The organism is Streptomyces radiopugnans, from assembly GCF_900110735.1.
Taxonomy (GTDB): domain Bacteria; phylum Actinomycetota; class Actinomycetes; order Streptomycetales; family Streptomycetaceae; genus Streptomyces; species Streptomyces radiopugnans.
Map to the genome: position 1 here is coordinate 1 of NZ_FOET01000001.1, position 19,962 is coordinate 19,962.

At 72.5% G+C, this 19,962-nt stretch carries 16 protein-coding genes; 9 read left to right on the top strand and 7 right to left on the bottom strand.

Going from position 1 to position 19,962, the window contains the following annotated elements:
- Nucleotides 1-125 precede the first annotated feature (125 nt).
- Nucleotides 126-641, top strand: coding sequence for a GNAT family N-acetyltransferase (locus BMY40_RS00005; RefSeq protein ID WP_093654044.1), 516 nt, complete (start codon nt 126-128; stop codon nt 639-641).
- Between the two features lie 4 nt (nt 642-645).
- Here BMY40_RS00005 and BMY40_RS00010 read toward each other — a convergent pair whose 3' ends face one another.
- The 5 genes from BMY40_RS00010 to BMY40_RS00030 are packed head-to-tail and all read right to left on the bottom strand — an operon-like array spanning nt 646 to nt 5,855.
- Nucleotides 646-1,956, bottom strand: a complete 1,311-nt coding sequence (locus BMY40_RS00010) for a DUF58 domain-containing protein (RefSeq protein ID WP_093654046.1) — start codon at nt 1,954-1,956, stop codon at nt 646-648.
- Between the two features lie 18 nt (nt 1,957-1,974).
- Nucleotides 1,975-2,940: an AAA family ATPase gene (locus BMY40_RS00015; protein ID WP_245769761.1), complete on the bottom strand. Its 966-nt coding sequence runs from the start codon at nt 2,938-2,940 to the stop codon at nt 1,975-1,977.
- Nucleotides 2,937-4,163: a DUF4350 domain-containing protein gene (locus BMY40_RS00020; RefSeq protein WP_093654048.1), complete on the bottom strand. Its 1,227-nt coding sequence runs from the start codon at nt 4,161-4,163 to the stop codon at nt 2,937-2,939. Before BMY40_RS00020 ends, BMY40_RS00015 begins: the two co-directional genes overlap by 4 nt.
- Entirely contained in the window at nt 4,160-4,876 is a 717-nt protein-coding gene (locus BMY40_RS00025; RefSeq protein WP_093655586.1) for a DUF4129 domain-containing protein, read from the bottom strand. Before BMY40_RS00025 ends, BMY40_RS00020 begins: the two co-directional genes overlap by 4 nt.
- Before the next feature lie 22 nt (nt 4,877-4,898).
- Entirely contained in the window at nt 4,899-5,855 is a 957-nt protein-coding gene (locus BMY40_RS00030; RefSeq protein WP_342745049.1) for a DUF7847 domain-containing protein, read from the bottom strand.
- A gap of 447 nt (nt 5,856-6,302) precedes the next feature.
- On the opposite strand from BMY40_RS00030, the gene mtnA reads away from it, so the two are divergent.
- From mtnA to BMY40_RS00065, 7 genes are all read left to right on the top strand, one after another.
- Nucleotides 6,303-7,493, top strand: a complete 1,191-nt coding sequence (mtnA, locus tag BMY40_RS00035) for an S-methyl-5-thioribose-1-phosphate isomerase (protein ID WP_093654052.1) — start codon at nt 6,303-6,305, stop codon at nt 7,491-7,493.
- Complete coding sequence (gene mtrA / locus BMY40_RS00040; RefSeq protein WP_014061181.1) at nt 7,490-8,167, top strand: two-component system response regulator MtrA; 678 nt, start codon at nt 7,490-7,492, stop codon at nt 8,165-8,167. The genes mtnA and mtrA overlap by 4 nt, the downstream gene beginning before the upstream one ends.
- Before the next feature lies 1 nt (nt 8,168).
- On the top strand, nt 8,169-10,127 hold the full coding sequence (gene mtrB / locus BMY40_RS00045; RefSeq protein ID WP_093654054.1) for an MtrAB system histidine kinase MtrB: 1,959 nt from the start codon (nt 8,169-8,171) through the stop codon (nt 10,125-10,127).
- Nucleotides 10,105-12,000 (top strand): LpqB family beta-propeller domain-containing protein, encoded by a 1,896-nt coding sequence (locus BMY40_RS00050; RefSeq protein ID WP_093654056.1) that lies wholly within the window; start codon nt 10,105-10,107, stop codon nt 11,998-12,000. The genes mtrB and BMY40_RS00050 overlap by 23 nt, the downstream gene beginning before the upstream one ends.
- Before the next feature lie 19 nt (nt 12,001-12,019).
- Entirely contained in the window at nt 12,020-12,733 is a 714-nt protein-coding gene (locus BMY40_RS00055; protein WP_093654058.1) for a ComF family protein, read from the top strand.
- Nucleotides 12,734-13,271: 538 nt separating this feature from the next.
- Nucleotides 13,272-13,976, top strand: coding sequence for a ribosome hibernation-promoting factor, HPF/YfiA family (hpf, locus tag BMY40_RS00060; protein ID WP_093654060.1), 705 nt, complete (start codon nt 13,272-13,274; stop codon nt 13,974-13,976).
- A gap of 148 nt (nt 13,977-14,124) precedes the next feature.
- Nucleotides 14,125-14,877: a response regulator gene (locus BMY40_RS00065; protein ID WP_093654062.1), complete on the top strand. Its 753-nt coding sequence runs from the start codon at nt 14,125-14,127 to the stop codon at nt 14,875-14,877.
- A gap of 102 nt (nt 14,878-14,979) precedes the next feature.
- Here the strand turns inward: BMY40_RS00065 and BMY40_RS00070 are convergent, their stop codons facing one another.
- Both BMY40_RS00070 and BMY40_RS00075 read right to left on the bottom strand, forming a co-directional pair.
- Complete coding sequence (locus BMY40_RS00070) at nt 14,980-16,161, bottom strand: winged helix-turn-helix domain-containing protein (protein WP_093654064.1); 1,182 nt, start codon at nt 16,159-16,161, stop codon at nt 14,980-14,982.
- Nucleotides 16,162-16,268: 107 nt separating this feature from the next.
- Nucleotides 16,269-16,850, bottom strand: a complete 582-nt coding sequence (locus BMY40_RS00075) for a GNAT family N-acetyltransferase (protein ID WP_093655588.1) — start codon at nt 16,848-16,850, stop codon at nt 16,269-16,271.
- 190 nt (nt 16,851-17,040) lie between these two features.
- On the opposite strand from BMY40_RS00075, the gene secA reads away from it, so the two are divergent.
- Complete coding sequence (secA, locus tag BMY40_RS00080) at nt 17,041-19,872, top strand: preprotein translocase subunit SecA (RefSeq protein WP_093655590.1); 2,832 nt, start codon at nt 17,041-17,043, stop codon at nt 19,870-19,872.
- Nucleotides 19,873-19,962: the final 90 nt, after the last annotated feature.

The window sequence follows — 19,962 nt, forward strand, 5'->3', positions numbered from 1 at the left end:
GGGGGACCGTGTGGGAGAGTAGGACGCCGCCGAACAATTATTCAGCCTCGGTCTTCGAGTTTCGACTCGGAGACCGAGGCTTTTTCGCGTTGTGGCGACACGTACCGTGCTGCCAGGATCAACGTATGGCGAACTACACGGTCAGAGCGGTGCGCGCTGACGATTGGCAGCGGCTGAAGGAGCTCCGGCTGAAAGCTCTTGCCGATCCTGTGGCAGCCGTGGCATTCCTGGAGCAGTACGAGGAGGCCGTCGCGTATCCGGACAGCATTTGGGAGCAGAGGGCTGCCGATGGGGAGGGATGCGGGGACAGGGTGACGCTCGTCGGGGAAACGGGCGACGGGTTGTTGTGCGGGAAGCTGACCGTCCTGGCCGAGGGCGACCGGACGCAGTTGGTCGGGGTCTACATGAGCCCTGGGCACCGGGGGACGGGGTTGGCGGCGCAGCTCCTCGAAGCGGCTGTCGAGTGGTCCTGGGCACGTCCGGCCGTCGAGAGGGTCCGGCTGTACGTGCACGAGGACAACCACCGGGCAGAGGCCTTCTACCGCCGTCAGGGCTTCCGACGCACCGGGAGGACCGACACCGACCCCCGGGCCTCGGCGTTCACCGCCTACGAGATGGAGTTGCCCAGGCCTCGTCGTTGAAGGCTCAGAGGCGGCCGGCGGCCTTGAGGGCGAGGTAGGCGTCGGCCAGGGCCGGGGCGATCTCGTCGGGGGTGGCGTCCACGACGGTGACACCGCGGCGGCGGAGCCGGGACGCGGTGTGGCGGCGTTCTGCCTGTGTCCGGGCTGCGGCCGCGGCTCCGTAGACGGCGTCGAGTGTGCCGCGTGCGGTGGCCATCTCCTCGATGCGGGGGTCGGCGACCGATGCGACCACGACGGTGTGGCGCTGGGTGAGGAGAGGGATTACGGGGAGCAGGCCCTCCTCCACGGGGGAGGGCTCGAGGCCGGTGAACAGGACGACGAGGGAGCGCTGAGGAGCGTTGCGGAGGATGGTCGAAGCCATGCCCCGGGCATCGGACTCGATCAGTGCCGGTTCGAGCGGCGCCATGGTCGTGACCAGTGCGGGCAGCAGATCGTGGGCGGTGCGGCCCTGGACCGCGGCGCGCACCTGGCGGTCGTAGGCGAGAAGGTCGAAGCGATCGCCCGCGCGGGCGGAGAGGGCGGCCAGCAGCAGGGCGGCGTCCATCGCGGCGTCGAGGCGCGGGATGTCGCCCACGCGGCCCGCCGAGGTGCGCCCGGTGTCCAGGACGGCCAGGATGCGGCGGTCGCGTTCGGGGCGCCAGGTGCGGACGGCGACGGTGCTCTGACGGGCGGTGGCACGCCAGTCGATGGACCGGGTGTCGTCGCCGGGGATGTACTCGCGAAGGCTGTCGAACTCGGTGCCCTCGCCGCGGGTGAGGACGCTGGTGCGCCCGTCGAGTTCACGGAGCCGGGAGAGCCGCGAGGGAAGGTGCTTGCGGCTGTTGAAGGCGGGCAGGACGCGCACCGTCCAGGGGACGGAGTGACTGCCCTGGCGGGCGGCGAGGCCGAGCGGGCCGTACGAGCGCACGGTGACGCGGGCGGCGTGGTGGTCGCCGCGCCGGGTCGGACGCAACTGTGTGGTGAGGCGGCGGCGTTCCCCGCCGGGTACGGTCAGCCGGTGCCGGGAGGCGGTGATCTCTGAGCCGGCCGTCCAGACACTGGGCGGCCAGGCGTCGCGTAGGTGCGCGCGGAGCGGGCGTCCGGTGGGATTGGTGACGGTGAGCCGGACTTCGGCGGGCTCACCGAGTCGAACTGATGTATCACCGGAACGGGTGAAGAGGAGCTTTCGGACTGGTGCCGCGCGTCCCAGGTCGTACAGAATTGCGAGCAGCAGGGTGAGTTCGACGGCGAGCAGGCCGGTCCAGCTCGGGAGCAGGAAGCCGACGAGAAGCGCGCCGAGGGCGGCGATGAGGGCTGTACGTCCGGTGAGAGCCATCGGTCGGTTCGCGTCGCCTCAGCGGGGCACGGGGACGTGGGCGAGCAGCGAGGAGATCACGCTGTCCGCGGTGACGCCCTCCATCTCGGCCTCGGGGCGCAGTTGGAGGCGGTGTCGCAGGGTGGGCAGGGCGAGTGCCTTCACATCGTCGGGGGTCACGTAGTCGCGTCCGGTGAGCCAGGCCCAGGCGCGTGCGGTGGACAGCAGTGCGGTGGCGCCGCGGGGTGAGGCGCCCAGGGAGAGCGAGGGGGATTCACGGGTGGCACGACAGATATCGACGACGTAGCCGGCGACTTCGGGGGAGACGGACGTCTTGGCGACCGAGGCCCGCGCCGCGTCGAGTTCTGCGGGGCCGGCCACGCGGCGTACGCCGGCGGCGGTGAGGTCGCGGGGGTCGAAGCCCTCGGCGTGCCGGGAGAGCACCTTGATCTCCTCCTCCCGGGAGGGCAGTGAGACCTGGAGCTTGAGCAGGAAGCGGTCGAGCTGGGCTTCGGGGAGGGGGTAGGTGCCCTCGTACTCGACGGGGTTCTGGGTGGCGGCCACGAGGAAGGGGTCGGGGAGCTTGCGTGCGGTGCCCTCGACGGTGACCTGCCGTTCCTCCATGGCCTCGAGCAGGGATGCCTGGGTCTTCGGCGGGGTGCGGTTGATCTCGTCCGCGAGGAGGAGGTTGGTGAACACCGGGCCGGGCTGGAAGGAGAACTCGGCCGTGCGGTTGTCGTAGATGAGCGACCCGGTGACATCGCTCGGCATCAGATCGGGGGTGAACTGGACACGCTTGGTGTCGAGTTCGAGCGTGGCGGCCAGGGCGCGGACGAGGAGGGTCTTGGCGACGCCCGGGACGCCCTCCAGCAGCACGTGTCCGCGGCAGAGCAGGGCGACGACGAGTCCGGTGACGGTGGCGTCCTGGCCGACCACGGCCTTGGAGATCTCGCTGCGCAGAGCCTCGAGGGCGGCGCGGGCGCTGTCTGCGGAGGGGGCGCTCACGGGGTGCGGTCCTTGTCTCTCGGAGATGGGGTGATGCGGCGTTCGAGGAGGTCGAGTCGGTCGGCGAGCCGGACGAGGGCTTCGTCGTCGGCGGGGGCCGGGCCGAACAGAAGGCCGTGGATCTGGATGCCGTCGTCTCCGGTGCGGGCGGCGACGGCCGGGCACAGGGCCTCGGAGCGGTGTGCCTGTGCGGTGGGTACGCCGGCGAGGGGGGCGATCCGGGCGCGGGCGGCCGAGCGCAGCGCTTCGGCGGCGCGTTCGCGCGCGTTCGCCTGGCGGTAGAGGCGGGCGCGGCCCTCGGTCGCCTCGGATGCCGGGACAGCCACGGGCAGCCGTTCGGGGACGAGAGGACCGAGGCGCCTGGCCCGCCAGAGGGCGGCGAGGACCGCGGCGATCGCGAGCTGGAGGGCGCCCCACCGCCAGCCGGAGGGGATGAGGTCGAAGAAGCTCTCGTCGCCGCCGTCGGTGGCGGTGGCGTCGTCCAGGGAGGGGAGATACCAGACCAGATGAGGACGGGAGCCGAGGAGTTGCAGGGCGAGCGAGGCGTTGCCGTGGTCGTCGAGACGGTGGTTGTACAGCAGGTCCGGAGCACCGAGCACCACGGTGTCGCCGTCGCCGGTCTCCGCGGGGAGCCTCAGCAGTGTGGGCAGGTCGCCGCTGGGGTAGCAGGCCTCGACCGAGGAGGCGGAGGTGGTGTAGGTGATGCCGCCGAGTTCGGCCGCGCCCGCGCGCCGGGCGTACGGGGCGTCGCAGCCGGGGCTGAGCACCTCGACGGAGGCGGGCTCCACGGCGCGTACGTCCGGGGCCAGGGTGTCCAGCGAGGCGGGGCCCGGGGCCAGCAGGACGGTGCGGCCTCCGCTGTCGAAGGCGGCGGCGCGCAGCGCGGACTGCTGGCGTGCGCTGAGCAGGTCGGGGTTGGCCACCAGCAGTGTGGTGTCGGGGCCCAGCGCCTGGGTGGCCTCGGCGACGGTGGTGGCGACGGTGGTGTCCACGCCGCGGTCGGCGAGGAGTTCGGCGGTGGCGCGGCTGCCGTAGCGGTCGGCGGAGCGGGGGTCGAGCAGTCCGTGCTGCTCCCCGGAGCGGAGGGCGGCGATGACCAGGCCGGCCAGCGCCAGGACGGCCGCTGCCAGCAGCAGACCGCGGGCGCGTCCCCACAGCTGGCGTGCGGTGGGCGACACCGGGGTGGCCGCGGCACCGGGCGGGGTGGGCGGTGCGGTCGTCATACGGTGCCTCCGCCGGGGGCCGCGGGGGTGGGACGGCCGCCTGTGAGCTGGGGCCTGCTGTGCCGGACGGCTTCATCGAGGTCCCGCAGCCGCAGGTACGCGGCCTGGTCGGCCGGACGTCCGGCGTATGTGACCTCGTCGAAGGCGAGGGCGGCGGCGTACAGGCCCGTGGTGTGGTCCGGGAGGACCCGGGCGGCTTCGGCGGCGGCCTCGTCGGCGGTGCGGCCGGGGCGCGGGTCGAGCAGGGCGCGTTCCTCCAGGGAGCGGACGAGGGCGCGCATCCTCTCCTGGAGGGCCTCGCTCCAGCGGGCGGCGGAGGCGTACCGCTCGGCCGCGGCGCGGTGCTCGTCGGCGCTGCGCGGGCGGTCGTCGAAGAGTTCGCCGCGTCCGGCGGATCCGGGTGTGCGGCGCAGTGCGCCCATGCGCAGTCGCAGGCCGACCAGGAGGAGTACGACGAGCAGGACGACGACCGTGAGGCCGACCCAGCCGCCGGGCGTGGCGCCGGCGGCGGCGTCGAGAAGATCGCCGATCCGCTCCCACACCCAGTCGAGGAGGCGCCGCAGCAGACTCGGGTCGTTCTCGTGGTACATGGGCTTGGACAGTTCGTCCTCGGCGGCCTCGCGCGCCGGGACGCGCGGGGTCGTCACCGGCACCCCGCCGTCGGAGTCGCCGGAGCGCACGGCGAACGGGGTCTCCCGTACCGCCGTGCGCATGCCCGCGGACCGCGTCACCACATCAGTTCCCCGGGGTGGTGCCGTCGGTGGGCCGTTCGTAGCCGGGAACTCCCGCGGCGCGGGCGAGTTCGAGGTCGAGGGCCTCGCGGCGGATGCGCTGATCCATGTAGAGGAGGGCGGTGACGCCCGCGCTGAGCGGGAGGGTGATGGTGGAGGCGAGTACCGCGCCGATGCCGACGACGATCAGGTACGTCCAGGTGATGTCGGCGACGCCGCCGGTCATGAAGCCGTCGATGCCGTCACCGCTCAGTACCGGGGCCAGCAGGGAGGCGGGAAGCTGGACGATCATGCTGATCATGAAGGCCAGCACGACCGTGAGGAGCTGGATGCCGAAGATACGCCACCAGGAGTTCCGCACAAGCTTGGCGGAGCGCCGGAGGGCGGCGAGGACGCCCTGCCGCTCCAGCATGAGGGCGGGAGCGGAGAGACAGTAGCGGACCCACAGCCAGACGGCCGCCACGGTGCCCGCGAGACCGCCGAGGAGGCCGATGCCTATGCCGGCCACTTCCGAGCCCGCCGCGCCGAGGAGGATGCCGGGCATGAGACCCAGGGTGATGGCACCGGTCACGATCAGTCCCACCAGCAGCGTCAGTCCGAGCAGGCGGGCGAGTTGCGGCCGGGAGTCGCGCCAGGCCTCTCCGGTGGACACCGGGCGTCCCAGAACGGCACGGCTGACCACCACGGTGAGCATCGCGGTGGCGATGACCGTGCCGACCAGGGAGGCCAGCAGTTCGACGCCCAGGGCGCTGAACGTACCGCTGAGGGCGTCCAGGACCTCGTCCGTGGTCGGTTCCGCCTTGGTCTCCAGCGCCTGCAGGCCGCTGTTGTCCCGCATCCAGACGCCGGTGGCCACGGTGGAGGCGAGCTGGATCATGATCGCGACCGCGAGCGAGATCCCCAGGACCGTCCGCCAGTGGGCCCGTGCGGTGGAGACCGCCCCGTCCAGGATCTCGCCCACGCCCAGGGGACGGAGCGGGATGACACCGGGTTTGGCCGCGGGCGGCTGGTTCCAGTTTCCCCAGCCGGGCCCGCCCGGCGGCGGGGGAGGAGGCGCGCCCCAGCCCTGCGGGGCGGCGGGCGGCTGCTGTGGCGACCAGTTCGTGGGCGGTTGCCCTGGTCCTGGTGGGGCCTTGTCGGTGGACACCTTGTCGGTGGGCTGCCCGGAAGCACCGCCACCGGATGCGCCCCCACCGGACGCGGGGGGAGGATCGGAAGGGGAGGATCCGGGCGAGACCCAGCCCGGAGAGTCACTCACAGCAGTTCACCTCGTGTTCTCGCGGCCTGTCCGTGGGGATGTATCGGCTGGTTGGCAGCCATCGTGCCATGGGCCGCCGCGGAACGGAGCGGACCCTGTGGCTCCCGGTTGCCTTCGACTGATGGTCGGGAGAAGGGGCAGACTGTCCGAATGGTTGACCAGACTGAGGAACGATCCACGGCTTCGGCGCCCGATGACGCATCGGTTCCCGTTCCCGCGCTGCGCTGGGAGGAACCTCCTGAGGGGCCGGTGGTGGTGCTGCTCGACCAGACCCGGCTGCCCGCCGAGGAAGTCGAACTCGTCTGCACCGATGTGCCCGCCCTGGTGGAGGCGATCCGCTCGCTCGCGGTGCGCGGGGCGCCGCTGCTGGGGCTGGTGGGTGCGTACGGCGTCGCCCTGGCCGCCGCCCGCGGCTACGACGTGACCGATGCGGCCGAGCAGCTCAGGCACGCGCGTCCGACCGCGGTCAACCTCGGGTACGGGGTGCGCCGGGCCGAGCGGGCCTTCCGGGCTGCGGCCGACAGCGGTGCGGGATACGAGCGGGCGGCCGCCGCGGCGCTCACCGAGGCCCGCGCACTGCACCGGGAGGACGCCGAGGCGAGCGGGCGGATGGCCGAGCACGGCCGGGCGCTGCTGGGCGAGCTGCTGCCGGGCGGCGGCTACCGAGTCCTCACCCACTGCAACACCGGGGCGCTGGTCTCCGGTGGTGGGGGCACCGCGTTCGGTGTGGTGCGGGCCGTGCACCGCGCCGGCGAGCTGCGCAGGCTGTGGGTGGACGAGACCAGGCCGCTGCTCCAGGGTGCGCGGCTGACGGCGTACGAGGCGGCCAGGGAGGGCATGGCCTACACGGTGCTCTCGGACAACGCGGCCGGTTCGCTGTTCGCGGCGGGCGAGGTGGACGCGGTGCTGGTCGGCGCGGACCGGATCGCGGCCGACGGCTCGGTGGCGAACAAGATCGGCAGCTATCCGCTGGCGGTGCTGGCCCGCTACCACCACGTGCCGTTCGTGGTGGTGGCGCCCGTGACCACGGTGGACCTGGAGACGGCCGACGGCGGGTCGATCGAGGTGGAGCAGCGTCCCGGCCACGAGGTGACGGAGTTCGCGCCGCCGACGGTGCCCGGGGCCGGTGCGGAGCCGGGCAGCGGCATCCCGGTGGCTCCGCTGGGCGCGCAGGCGTACAACCCGGCCTTCGACATCACTCCGGCGGAACTGGTGACGGCGATCGTCACCGAGCGGGGCGTGGTCTCACCGGTCACGGGGGACGCGCTGGCCGAGCTGTGCTCGCCCTCACCGTCACCCGGGGAAAAGTCACGATCGGGTAATGGGATGATGGACGCATGAAGGGACGCGTCCTGGTCGTCGACGACGACACCGCACTGGCAGAGATGCTCGGCATCGTGCTGCGCGGCGAAGGCTTCGAACCGTCGTTCGTGTCGGACGGAGACAAGGCCCTCGCCGCCTTCCGCGAGACCAAGCCCGATCTGGTGCTGCTCGACCTGATGCTGCCGGGCCGGGACGGCATCGAGGTGTGCCGGCTGATCCGCGCCGAGTCCGGGGTGCCGATCGTCATGCTCACGGCCAAGAGCGACACCGTCGACGTGGTGGTGGGCCTGGAGTCGGGTGCCGACGACTACATCGTCAAGCCGTTCAAGCCCAAGGAGCTGGTGGCCCGCATCCGGGCGCGGCTGCGGCGGTCGGAGGAGCCCGCGCCCGAGCAGCTCGCCATCGGAGACCTGGTCATCGACGTGGCGGGGCACTCGGTGAAGCGCGACGGGCAGTCCATCGCGCTGACCCCCCTGGAGTTCGACCTGCTGGTGGCCCTCGCCCGCAAGCCGTGGCAGGTCTTCACCCGCGAGGTGCTCCTGGAGCAGGTGTGGGGCTACCGCCACGCGGCGGACACCCGGCTGGTCAACGTCCATGTGCAGCGGCTGCGCTCCAAGGTCGAGAAGGACCCGGAGCGGCCCGAGATCGTGGTGACCGTACGCGGCGTGGGGTACAAGGCCGGACCAAGCTGACATGTGGCGTGGCGGTCGATTCCTCCCGGACGGGCTGCTGTCCGAAGGGGCGACGGGCAGCCGGGCGCATCCCCTGTTCCGGATGTTCGTCCGCTGGGTGCGGCGCCCGCTGCTGGCCGTGGCACGGCTGTGGCGGCGCAACATCCAGCTGCGGGTGGTGACCGCCACGCTGCTGATGTCCCTCGCGGTCGTCCTGCTGCTGGGCCTGGTCGTCATCGGCCAGGTCAGCAACGGGCTGCTGGACGCCAAGCAGCAGGCCGCGCGGAGCCAGGCCGCCGGTGGCTTCGCGGTGGCCGAGCAACTGGCCGACGACGCGGCCGACGACGTGGCCCAAGGCGGCACCGGCAACAGCCGCGACGGGCGCCAGGACACCGGCACCTGGCTGAACGACCTGGTGACGCAGCTCGCCAGCGGCGGCCAGGGCGTCTACTACCTGGTGGCGCTCAGCTCCGAGGAGGGGCCGGACACCTTCGGCACGGGGGAGGGCTCGGGCAGCCACGGGCCCCGCGCGTCCTTCGACCTCAAGCCCGAGGAGAGCGTGTCGCCGCAGCTCCGTGCGGCGCTGGACGACAGCCCCGACACCCACGAGCAGTACGGCACGATCGTGCTGGAGGGTGGCCGGACCGAGGCCGCGCTGGTGATAGGAAAACGCCTCAACGACCCCAACGGCGATCCGTACCAGCTGTACTACCTCTTCCCGTTCCAGCAGGAGGAGAAGTCCCTCAGCCTGGTCAAGGGCACCCTCGCCACCGCCGGGGTCTTCGTGGTGGTGCTGCTGGGAGCCATCGCCTGGCTCGTCGTGCGCCAGGTGGTCACCCCCGTCCGGATGGCCGCCAGGATCTCCGAGCGGCTCGCCGCCGGACGTCTCCAGGAGCGGATGAAGGTCAGCGGCGAGGACGACATCGCCCGGCTGGGCGAGGCCTTCAACAAGATGGCGAAGAACCTCCAGACGAAGATCCAGCAGCTGGAGGAGCTGTCCCGGATGCAGCGCCGCTTCGTCTCGGACGTCTCCCATGAGCTGCGCACCCCGCTCACCACGGTGCGGATGGCCGCCGACGTCATCCACGAGGCGCGCGACGAGTTCGACCCGGTGACGGCCCGCTCGGCCGAACTGCTGCTGGGGCAGCTGGACCGCTTCGAGTCGCTGCTGGCGGATCTGCTGGAGATCAGCCGCTTCGACGCCAAGGCGGCCGCGCTGGAGGCCGATCCGGTGGATCTGCGCGATGTGGTCAGGCGCGTTCTGGAGGGTGCGGAGCCGCTCGCCGAGCGCAAGGGCAGCCGCTTCCTGGTGTACGGCGACGAGCGGCCGGTGATGGCGGAGGCCGACGCCCGGCGTATCGAGCGCGTGCTGCGCAACCTGGTGGTCAACGCGGTCGAGCACGGTGAGGGCCGGGACATCGTGGTCCGGCTCGCCTCGGGCGACGGCGCGGTGGCCGTGGCGGTGCGCGACTACGGCGTGGGGCTCAAGCCGGGCGAGGCCAACCGGGTCTTCAACCGCTTCTGGCGTGCCGACCCGGCCCGTGCCCGAACCACCGGCGGCACAGGCCTGGGCCTGTCCATCGCGGTCGAGGACGCCAGGCTGCACGGCGGCTGGCTGCAGGCCTGGGGCGAGCCGGGGGGCGGTTCGCAGTTCCGGCTGACCATCCCGCGGACCGCGGGGCAGCCGCTGCGCGGTTCCCCCATCCCCCTGGAGCCGGCCGACTCCCGACGGCGCAGGGAGGAGGCCCGGGCCGCCTCCGGCGGGGCGCGCGCTTCCGTGCCGTCCCCGGCCCCGTCCCGGGGTCCCGCGCAGGAGCCGCACCGGTGGCCCGGCGGCGCGGTGGCGGCACCGCCGCGGGAGGCCGGTGGCGGTGGGGGCGCTGCGGGCGGCGGAGAGCCGGACATGCGGAGGCGGACGGCGCAGGGGCCTGAGGAGCCGATGGAGGAGCAGGGTGGACATGGTGAACGGCAGGGCGACTGAGCGCCCCCGGGAGGGCTTCCGCCCTTCCCGCTCCCCCCGTACGCGCCGCAGGTCCGCGGCGGCGCTCGGCGCCCTCGTCCTGCTGCTCGCCGGGTGCGCGTCCATGCCTTCCGAAGGCGAGGTCCGCAGGGTGGACCCCTCCTCCCGGGCCGACACCGACTCCCAGGCGCGGGTGTTCGGGGTGAGCCCGCGGAAGGGCGCGCAGCCCTGGCAGATCGTGCGCGGCTTCCTGGAGGCCACCACGAGCGACGAGCCGGGGTTCGCCACCGCCCGCGAGTACCTCACCGGCAGGGCCGCGCACAGCTGGGACCCCTTCGCCCGTACGACGGTGCTCGACGTCACCCCCACCGTGCTCGCCCCCGGCCGCTCCTCCACCGGCGAGGAGGAGGAGGGCACCACCCTGGAGGTGACCGGCCCCACCGTCGCGCTGGTGGACAGCGAGCACGCCCACCGGCCCAGCAACGGGACGTACCGGGAGACGTTCCACCTCGTCCGGGTCGGCGGCGAGTGGCGCATCGACCGGCTGCCGGACGGGCTGGTGGTGGCCGAGGCCGACTTCGAGCGCAACTACGAGTCGGTCAACACCTACCACTACGCCGACCTGGGCCCGGACACCGGCGCGGTGACGCGGGGCGAGGACGTCCTGGTCGCCGATCCGGTCTACGTGCGGGAGCGCATAGACCCGCTGACCGAGGCGGTCGAGGCGCTGCTGGACGGCCCGACCGGCTGGCTGGCCCCGGTGGTCGGCTCGGCCTTCCCCGAGGGCACACGGCTCGCCGGCGGCACGAAGCTCTCCCCGAACGACTCCGGCACGCTCACCGTTCCGCTGGTCGTACGCGACGGGAAGGGGCGTGAGCGTCCGCTCGGGGTGGGGAGCGCCCAGTGCGACCGGATGGCCGCCCAGGTGCTGCACACCGTGGACGGCCAGGTGTCGGCCAGGACCTCCCGGGTCCGGCTGACCCGGGGGGATGGCGGCGCGGAGCTGTGCTCCCTGACCCGTGACGAGGCCGAGGCGTACGCGCCGGGCAGGCTGGGCGGCGACGGCGGCGGCCAGTACTTCGTCGACGACCGTGACCGGCTGGCCGTGGTGCTGGGCGACGGCGACCGCACCGCGCCCGTCAGCGGCCCGTTCGGTGCGGGGCAGATCCGGATGGGCGCGGTCTCGGTGAGCCGGGACGAGAAGCGCGGTGCGGGGGTGTCGCTGGACGGCCGGTCGCTGTTCGTCGCCCCGCTCACCGCCGACACCGGGCTCGGCGCCCCCGTCGTGACCAGCGCTGCGCAGCGGGAGAGCGACGGGCTGACGACTCCGAGCTGGGACGGGCTCGGCGATCTGTGGGTGGCCGACCGCGATCCGGACAGGTCCCGGCTGCTGTGGCTGCGCGGAGGCCAGGAGGAGGCGAGGGAGGTCGAGGTGGTCGGCCTCGGCCGCGGCCGGATCGAGGCGCTGCGGGTCTCCTCGGACGGTGTGCGCATGGCACTGCTGATCAGCGAGGAGGGCCGGACGACCCTGCGGCTCGGACGCATCGAGCGGGAGGAGTCCGAGGACGGGAGCCCCGGGGCGACCGTGGAGGGCCTGCGGCCCATCGCTCCGCGGATGGAGGAGGTGCTGGACGCCTCCTGGGCGGGCGACAGCAGGCTGGTGGTCGTCGGCCGGGAGGCGAAGGGCGTGCAGCAGTTGCGCTACACGGCGACGGACGGCTCGTCGGCCGGCCCCTCCACGCTGCCCGGTCTCAACGGGGTGACCGGGGTGGCTGCCTCGGAGAACGGCGACAAGCCGCTGCTGGCCGACACCGGGGAGGGCATCGCCCGGCTCGAGCGCGCCGAGTGGGAACTTGTCACGGACAAGGGGTCGATGCCCGCCTACCCGGGGTAGTCGTCCCGGTGTGTTCGGTATGCGGGAGTGGTGGCGGGAACTGGCCGACCTGGTGCTGCCGGCCGACTGCGCCGGGTGCGGTCTGCCGCGCACCGGCCTGTGCGCGCGGTGCCGGGAACTGCTGAGCGGGTCCCGGCCGCGGCGGGTGCGGCCGGAACCACCGCCGGACGGCCTGCCGCCGGTCCACGCGTGCCTGGCGTACGCCGACGAGGTACGGGCGGTGCTCCTGGCGCACAAGGAGCGCGGCGCCCTGCGGCTGGCCGCACCGCTGGGGGCGGTACTGGCCGGTGCGGTACGGGCGGCGGCCGGGGAGGCGGGGCCGGGTGGGGCGGCACGGGGGAGTACGGGGCCGCTGCTGCTGGTGCCGGTGCCCTCCGCGCGGCGCTCGGTGGCGGCACGCGGCCACGACCCGGTGCGGAGGATGGCGCTGGCGGCGGCCGCAGAGCTCAGGCGCGGCGGGTGGAGCGCACGGGTCCTGCCCGTACTGCGGCAGCGGCGTGCCGTGGCGGATCAGGCAGGGCTGGACGCCCGGCGGCGCCTGGCCAATCTGGCCGGCGCGCTGGACACGGTGGCCGGTGCGGGGCGGCTGCTGGAGCAGGGCCCGGTGGTCGTGGTGGACGACCTGGTGACCACGGGCGCCTCGCTCGCGGAGGCGGCGCGGGCGCTGGGCCGGGCGGGCGGCAGGGTGGCCGGCGCGGCGGTGGTGGCGGCCTCGCGGCCCGGCGCCCGCTAGTGCCGCGCCCGCCGGGACGTCCGTGAGGTGTCGGTGAGGCGTCGGCGGGGCCCGCCCGCCTCTCGGCCGTCTCGCCGCTCGCCCCCGGGTCTCGCACCTGTGTGCGGACGCTCGCCCGGCAGGCGGTTCGCGGGGGCGTACCCCGGCCATGAGTGGGCAGTGTGGTCCGTACGGGTGGGGAACCGCCGGCGGGAGCGCCTCGTTCCCGGCGTGGAGGCGAAGCCGCCCGCGACCGGAGGTACGTGCCGACAGGGGGTGCCGAGTTTCCCCCGTCGGAGGTAGGTTCGGTTGTGAGGAATGGCGAGAGTCGTTCCGTACGGCGGGACATGTGCGCTGCATGGCGTTCGCCCGGCTTTGCTGTTCATTCTCCCGGAATCGGGAGGGTGGCGATCTTCCCGACTGGGGAGGAGGAGGTGAAAGTCGCAACCCGACGTAGGGCCGGACGGTGACGGGCAGGGGCCCGCATCTTCCGGACTCGGTGCACAAAGGGTGTGCTCCGCCGCTCAGGCCGCGGAGGCACCCGGGAACGGAGTTCTGCGTGGACATCGTCGTCAAGGGCCGTAAGACAGAGGTGCCGGAGCGGTTCCGCAAGCACGTGGTCGACAAGCTCAAGCTGGACAAGATCCAGAAGATCGACGCCAAGGCGATCCGCCTCGACGTCGAGGTGTCCAAGGAGCCAAACCCGCGTCAGGCCGACCGCTCCGACCGGGTTGAGATCACACTGCGCTCCCGCGGTCCGGTGATCCGCGCCGAGGCGGCGGCGGCCGACCCCTACGTGGCGCTGGACATGGCCACGGAGAAGCTGGAGTCGCGGCTGCGCAGGCAGCACGAGAAGCGGGTCTCCGCGCGGAAGGGGAACGGCCACCACCGGATTCCGGCGCGCGACGTGGCCGTGACCGTGCCGAACGCGGCGACCATCGGCGAGGACGGCCGGCTCGGACCGCAGCGCACGGCGGTCGAGGAGCAGCCCGTCACCACCAGGGTGGGACCGCTGGAGGTCCAGGGGGAGGGCCCTCTGGTCGTCCGGGAGAAGACCCACGCGGCGGCCCCGATGTCGTTGGACCAGGCCCTGTACGAGATGGAGCTGGTCGGGCATGACTTCTACCTGTTCGTCGACTCCGAGACCAAGCTGCCGAGCGTCGTCTACCGGCGGCACGGTTACGACTACGGCGTCATCCATCTGGAACCCGACCCGTTCGTGGAGGAGGCACCGCAGGGCGCCGGAGGCGCTCTGGGTGGCTGATAACAGTCGCTGACACCCCGAACCGGACCCGCCCCCGGCCGAACGAGGAATTCGGCCGGGGGCGGGGGCATGGAATCATGGCCATGTCCAACCGGTGCCCTGCATCGGCCGGTTGGCGCTGCGTAGCCTGGCTGCAGGGGGAGGAACGATGGCGGACAGCTTCGGGCCCGTGACGCCCGGCGCGCGGGACGGCGGCCGCGGTGCCGCCCCCGCGGACGCGGGCGCGGAGAGCCTGCGCAAGGAGCCCATCCGGGTCCTGGTCGTCGACGACCACGCCCTCTTCAGACGCGGGCTGGAGATCGTCCTCGCACAGGAGGAGGACATCGAGGTCGTCGGCGAGGCGGGGGACGGGGCCGAGGCCGTGGACAAGGCCGCGGACCTGCTGCCCGACATCGTGCTGATGGACGTGCGGATGCCCCGGCGCGGCGGTATCGAGGCATGCACCTCGATCAAGGAGGTGGCCCCCAGTGCGAAGATCATCATGCTGACGATCAGCGACGAGGAGGCCGACCTCTACGACGCGATCAAGGCCGGGGCCACCGGCTATCTGCTCAAGGAGATCTCCACCGACGAGGTCTCCACCGCGATCCGCGCGGTCGCCGACGGGCAGTCGCAGATCAGCCCGTCGATGGCGGCCAAGCTGCTCACCGAGTTCAAGTCGATGATCCAGCGCACCGACGAGAAGCGGCTGGTGCCCGCGCCGCGCCTGACCGACCGGGAGCTGGAGGTACTCAAGCTCGTCGCCACCGGCATGAACAACCGCGACATCGCCAAGGAACTCTTCATCAGCGAGAACACCGTCAAGAACCACGTCCGCAACATCCTGGAGAAGCTCCAGCTCCACTCCCGGATGGAGGCCGTGGTCTACGCGATGCGGGAGAAGATCCTGGAGATCAGGTGAGGCGGCCCGTCCCCGCGGCGGTGCCGGGCCGCGTCGGCGGTGCCGGGCACACCGGGCGCGGGCGCTCCGGAGGCGCCGGACGCCCCGGAGGTGGCGGGCACGTCAGCCGGGGGCCGCGGCGAGGGCGGTGGTGAGGGCCGAGGCCAGTGCCGGGTCGTCGCAGCGCTCGACACGGACAGCGTCGCAGCCCACCCAGTCCGCCGCCTCCCGCAGCGCCCGGGCCATCGGCTCCACCGCCCCGCCTCCCGCCATCGACACCTGCCGCGCCACCAGCGTCCTCCCCTCGCGGGCCGGATCGACCCGGCCCAGCAGCCGTCCCCCCGACAGCAGCGGCATCGCGAAGTAGCCGTGTATCCGCCGGGCCCTGGGCACGTACGCCTCCAGCCGGTGGGTGAAGCCGAAGATCCTCTCGGTGCGCCGGCGATCCCAGATCAGCGAGTCGAACGGCGACAGCAGCGTGGTGCGGTGCCGTCCCCGGCCCCCGGACGACTCGGCCTCCAGCGCCGCCGGGTCCGCCCAGGCGGGCTTTCCCCAGCCCGCCACCTCCACCGGGACCAGGCCCGTCTCCGCGACGACCGCGTCGACCTGCTCGCCCTTCAGCCGGTGGTAGTCGGCCAGATCCGCGCGGGTGGCCACGCCCATCGCCGCACCGGCCCGGGCGACCAGCCGGCGCAGGCACTCGTGGTCGGTCGGGTCGTCGTGGAGCAGCTCGCCGGGGACGGCGCGCTCGGCCAGGTCGTACACCCTCTTCCAGCCGCGCCGCTCGGTGCAGACCACCTCGCCGGTGTCCAGCAGCCACTCCACCGCGATCTTCGTCTCGGACCAGTCGTACCACTCGCCGCCGTTCTTCGCGCCGCCCAGCTCGGTGGCCGTCAGCGGGCCGTCGGCCTTCAGCCGGTCGCGTACGGCGGCGCAGGAGCGCTCGGAGTCCTCCATGCGGTGCCAGCGGTGCCCCCTGGCCCGGAACGCCCGGCGCCGGAAGGCGAAGTACGGCCACTCCTCGACCGGCAGGACGCAGGCGGCGTGCGACCAGTACTCGAAGGCGTGCCCTCCCGTCCAGTACGCCGCCTCCACCGTGTCGCGGCCGACCGCTCCCAGCCGTGCGTACGGCACCAGTTCGTGGGAGCGGGCCAGCACCGAGATGGTGTCCAGCTGCACGGCCCCCAGGCGGCGCAGCATTCCCCGCACGCCGGCCCGGCGGTCCGGCGCTCCCAGCAGTCCCTGCGCGCGCAGCGCGATCCGGCGGGCCTCGTCGGCGGAGAGTGAGAGTGAGACGGTGGTCATGCGCCGACGATAGAGCCTGCCACCGACAACAGGGCCCGGAAGCGGCCGGTGCCCACACGGCCTGCGGGCCCGCGCCGTAGCGTCCGCGACCCGCGGGGGCGCGGACGCTACGGCGCGGGCAGGTACGGAACGGCCGCCGTCCGCCCCCAGTCGGAGGGCAGCAGCGACGCCACCCACGCGTCCCGCCGGGTCCCGCGGAAGGTGATCCGCGCCCGCAGGGTGCCCTCCACCACGAAGCCCAGCCGCTCCGCCACGGCCCGCGACCCGGTGTTCCCGGCCTCGGCGAACCACTCCAGCCGCTCCACGCCCAGCTCGCCGAAGGCCCAGTCGGCCACCGCCCGCGCGGCCTCCACGGTGTATCCGCGCCCACGCCGCTCCCTGGCCGTCCAGTAACCCAGCTCCGCCAGGCGTCCCTCCGGGCCGGGCGGGGTGATGCGCACCAGCCCCATCGAACCGGTCAGCTCCCCGTCCCTGGTGAAGACGCCGAAGTTGTACGCGGTGTCCTCGCGCCAGCCGGCCGGGCCGATGTTGAGCACGAACTCCTGCGCGTGCCGCCGCTCGTACGGTTCGGGGAGGGTGGTCCAGCGCAGGATGTCCGGATCCTGGCAGGCGGCGTGGACGGCGGGAACGTCCTGCGGCTCGAAGGGACGCAGCACGAGGCGCTCGGTGCCGAGGGTGACGGGTCGCATGGAGAAGATTGTGCCGGTCATCCAATCGGGCGGAACCGGCACCTTCCGAGTCTCCGGCACGTTGGGGGGTACAGGGGCCGGTGCCCCTCGCATACGATGGCCGGTGCGGCTGGGCCCGACGCAAGGAAGAGGCCCGCCGTGCCAGAGCACCCAGACCGTGCCCGGCCCGACCGGCAAGGAGCCAGCCTACGTGTCCGTCTTCGGCAAGATCATGCGTGCAGGTGAAGGCAAGATCCTGCGCAAACTGCACCGCATCGCGGACCAGGTGTCGTCGATCGAAGAGGATTTCGTCAACCTCACCGACGCCGAGCTGCGGGCGCTCACGGACGAGTACAGGGAGCGCCTCGCCGACGGAGAGTCCCTCGACGACCTGCTGCCCGAGGCCTTCGCGACGGTCCGCGAGGCGGCCAAGCGCGTACTCGGCCAACGCCACTACGACGTGCAGATCATGGGCGGCGCCGCCCTGCACATGGGCTACGTCGCCGAGATGAAGACCGGTGAGGGCAAGACGCTGGTGGGCACCCTGCCCGCGTACCTCAACGGCCTGTCGGGCAAGGGCGTCCACCTCATCACGGTCAACGACTACCTGGCCCAGCGCGACTCCGAGCTGATGGGCCGGGTCCACAAGTTCCTGGGCCTGACGGTCGGATGCATCGTCGCCAACATGACCCCGTCGCAGCGCCGCGAGCAGTACGCCTGCGACATCACCTACGGCACCAACAACGAGTTCGGCTTCGACTACCTGCGCGACAACATGGCGTGGTCGAAGGACGAGCTGGTGCAGCGCGGCCACAACTTCGCGATCGTCGACGAGGTCGACTCGATCCTCGTCGACGAGGCCCGCACCCCGCTGATCATCTCGGGCCCGGCGGACCAGGCCACCAAGTGGTACGGCGACTTCGCCAAGCTGGTGAGGCGGCTGGAGCGCGGCGAGCCCGCCAACCCGATCAAGCAGCAGCCGGAGACGGGCGACTACGAGGTCGACGAGAAGAAGCGCACGGTCGCCATCCACGAGTCCGGTGTGGCCAAGGTCGAGGACTGGCTGGGGATCGACAACCTCTACGAGTCGGTCAACACCCCGCTGGTGGGCTACCTCAACAACGCGATCAAGGCCAAGGAGCTCTACAAGAAGGACAAGGACTACGTCGTCCTCGACGGCGAGGTCATGATCGTCGACGAGCACACCGGCCGCATCCTGGCCGGCCGCCGCTACAACGAGGGCATGCACCAGGCGATCGAGGCGAAGGAGGGGGTGGAGATCAAGGACGAGAACCAGACGCTCGCCACGATCACCCTCCAGAACTTCTTCCGCCTCTACGACAAGCTCTCGGGCATGACCGGTACGGCCATGACCGAGGCCGCCGAGTTCCAGCAGATCTACAAGCTCGGCGTGGTGCCGATCCCGACCCACCGGCCGATGATCCGCAAGGACCAGTCGGACCTGATCTACCGCACCGAGGTCGCCAAGTTCGACGCGGTGGTCGAGGACATCGTCGAGCGGCACGAGAAGGGCCAGCCGGTCCTGGTGGGCACCACCTCGGTGGAGAAGTCCGAGTACCTGTCGCAGCAGCTGAAGAAGCGCGGTGTGCCGCACGAGGTGCTCAACGCCAAGAACCACGAGCGTGAGGCCGCGATCGTCGCCCAGGCGGGCCGCAAGGGCGCCGTCACGGTCGCCACCAACATGGCCGGCCGCGGTACCGACATCAAGCTCGGCGGCAATCCGGACGACCTCGCCGAGACCGAGCTGCGCGCCAAGGGCCTGGACCCGCTGGAGAACGCCGAGGAGTGGGCGGCTGCCCTGCCCGGGGCCATGGAGCGCGCGGAGCAGGCCGTCGCGGCGGAGCACGAGGAGGTCACCGAGCTCGGCGGCCTGTACGTGCTGGGCACCGAGCGCCACGAGTCGCGCCGCATCGACAACCAGCTGCGCGGCCGCAGCGGCCGCCAGGGCGACCCGGGCGAGTCCCGCTTCTACCTCTCGCTCGGCGACGACCTGATGCGGCTGTTCAAGGCGCAGATGGTCGAGCGTGTGATGTCCATGGCCAACGTGCCCGACGACGTCCCGATCGAGAACAAGATGGTCACCCGCGCCATCGCCTCGGCGCAGTCGCAGGTCGAGCAGCAGAACTTCGAGATCCGCAAGAACGTCCTGAAGTACGACGAGGTCCTCAACCGGCAGCGCGAGGTCATCTACGGCGAGCGCCGCCGCGTCCTGGAGGGCGAGGACCTGCACGAGCAGATCATCCACTTCATGGACGACACCATCGACGCCTACGTCCAGGCCGAGACGGTCGAGGGCTTCGCCGAGGAGTGGGACCTGGACCGGCTGTGGGCCGCGTTCAAGCAGCTCTACCCGGTGACGGTCACCGTCGAGGACCTGGAGGAGGCCGCCGGGGGCCGCGACGGCATCACGGCCGACTTCATCGCCGACGCCATCAAGGACGACATCCACGAGCGGTACCAGGAGCGCGAGAAGCAGCTCGGCTCGGAGATCATGCGCGAGCTGGAGCGCCGCGTGGTCCTCTCCGTCCTCGACCGCAAGTGGCGCGAGCACCTGTACGAGATGGACTACCTCCAGGAGGGCATCGGCCTGCGCGCCATGGCGCAGCGCGACCCGCTGGTGGAGTACCAGCGCGAGGGCTACGACATGTTCGTCGCGATGATGGACGGCATCAAGGAGGAGTCCGTCGGTTACCTGTTCAACCTGGAGGTCCAGGTCGAGCAGCAGGTCGAGGAGGTGCCGGTCGAGGAGGCCGGGCCCACCCCCTCCCTGGAGAAGGCCCCGCAGGAGGAGGCCGTCGCGGCGGGCGGGCGCCCGGCGATCCGGGCCAAGGGCCTGGACGCCCCGCAACGTCCGGACCGGCTGCACTTCTCCGCGCCGACCGTGGACGGCGAGGGCGGTGTCGTCGAGGGCGACTTCGCCAGCGGTGAGGACGGCGGCCCGGTCCGCTCGCCCGCGGACGGCATGACCCGTGCCGAGCGCCGCAGGGCGCAGAAGGAGAAGGGCCGCCGCCGCAAGAAGTGACCCGGTGACCGCCACCGCACGGCGGCCGGCGGTCCGCTCCTGGGCCGGTTCGGGGCCGGGCGTCCGAGGAGGACGCCCGGCCCCGCGGCG

Excerpts from the sequence above, each read along its gene's own strand:
- BMY40_RS00005 (WP_093654044.1), top strand. The coding sequence starts at position 126 with ATGGCGAACTACACGGTCAGAGCGGTGCGCGCTGACGATTGGCAGCGG.
- BMY40_RS00010 (WP_093654046.1), bottom strand. The coding sequence starts at position 1,956 with ATGGCTCTCACCGGACGTACAGCCCTCATCGCCGCCCTCGGCGCGCTT.
- BMY40_RS00020 (WP_093654048.1), bottom strand. The coding sequence starts at position 4,163 with ATGACGACCGCACCGCCCACCCCGCCCGGTGCCGCGGCCACCCCGGTG.
- BMY40_RS00025 (WP_093655586.1), bottom strand. The coding sequence starts at position 4,876 with ATGCGCACGGCGGTACGGGAGACCCCGTTCGCCGTGCGCTCCGGCGAC.
- mtnA (WP_093654052.1), top strand. The coding sequence starts at position 6,303 with ATGGTTGACCAGACTGAGGAACGATCCACGGCTTCGGCGCCCGATGAC.
- mtrA (WP_014061181.1), top strand. The coding sequence starts at position 7,490 with ATGAAGGGACGCGTCCTGGTCGTCGACGACGACACCGCACTGGCAGAG.
- mtrB (WP_093654054.1), top strand. The coding sequence starts at position 8,169 with ATGTGGCGTGGCGGTCGATTCCTCCCGGACGGGCTGCTGTCCGAAGGG.
- BMY40_RS00050 (WP_093654056.1), top strand. The coding sequence starts at position 10,105 with ATGGTGAACGGCAGGGCGACTGAGCGCCCCCGGGAGGGCTTCCGCCCT.
- BMY40_RS00055 (WP_093654058.1), top strand. The coding sequence starts at position 12,020 with ATGCGGGAGTGGTGGCGGGAACTGGCCGACCTGGTGCTGCCGGCCGAC.
- BMY40_RS00065 (WP_093654062.1), top strand. The coding sequence starts at position 14,125 with ATGGCGGACAGCTTCGGGCCCGTGACGCCCGGCGCGCGGGACGGCGGC.
- BMY40_RS00070 (WP_093654064.1), bottom strand. The coding sequence starts at position 16,161 with ATGACCACCGTCTCACTCTCACTCTCCGCCGACGAGGCCCGCCGGATC.
- BMY40_RS00075 (WP_093655588.1), bottom strand. The coding sequence starts at position 16,850 with ATGCGACCCGTCACCCTCGGCACCGAGCGCCTCGTGCTGCGTCCCTTC.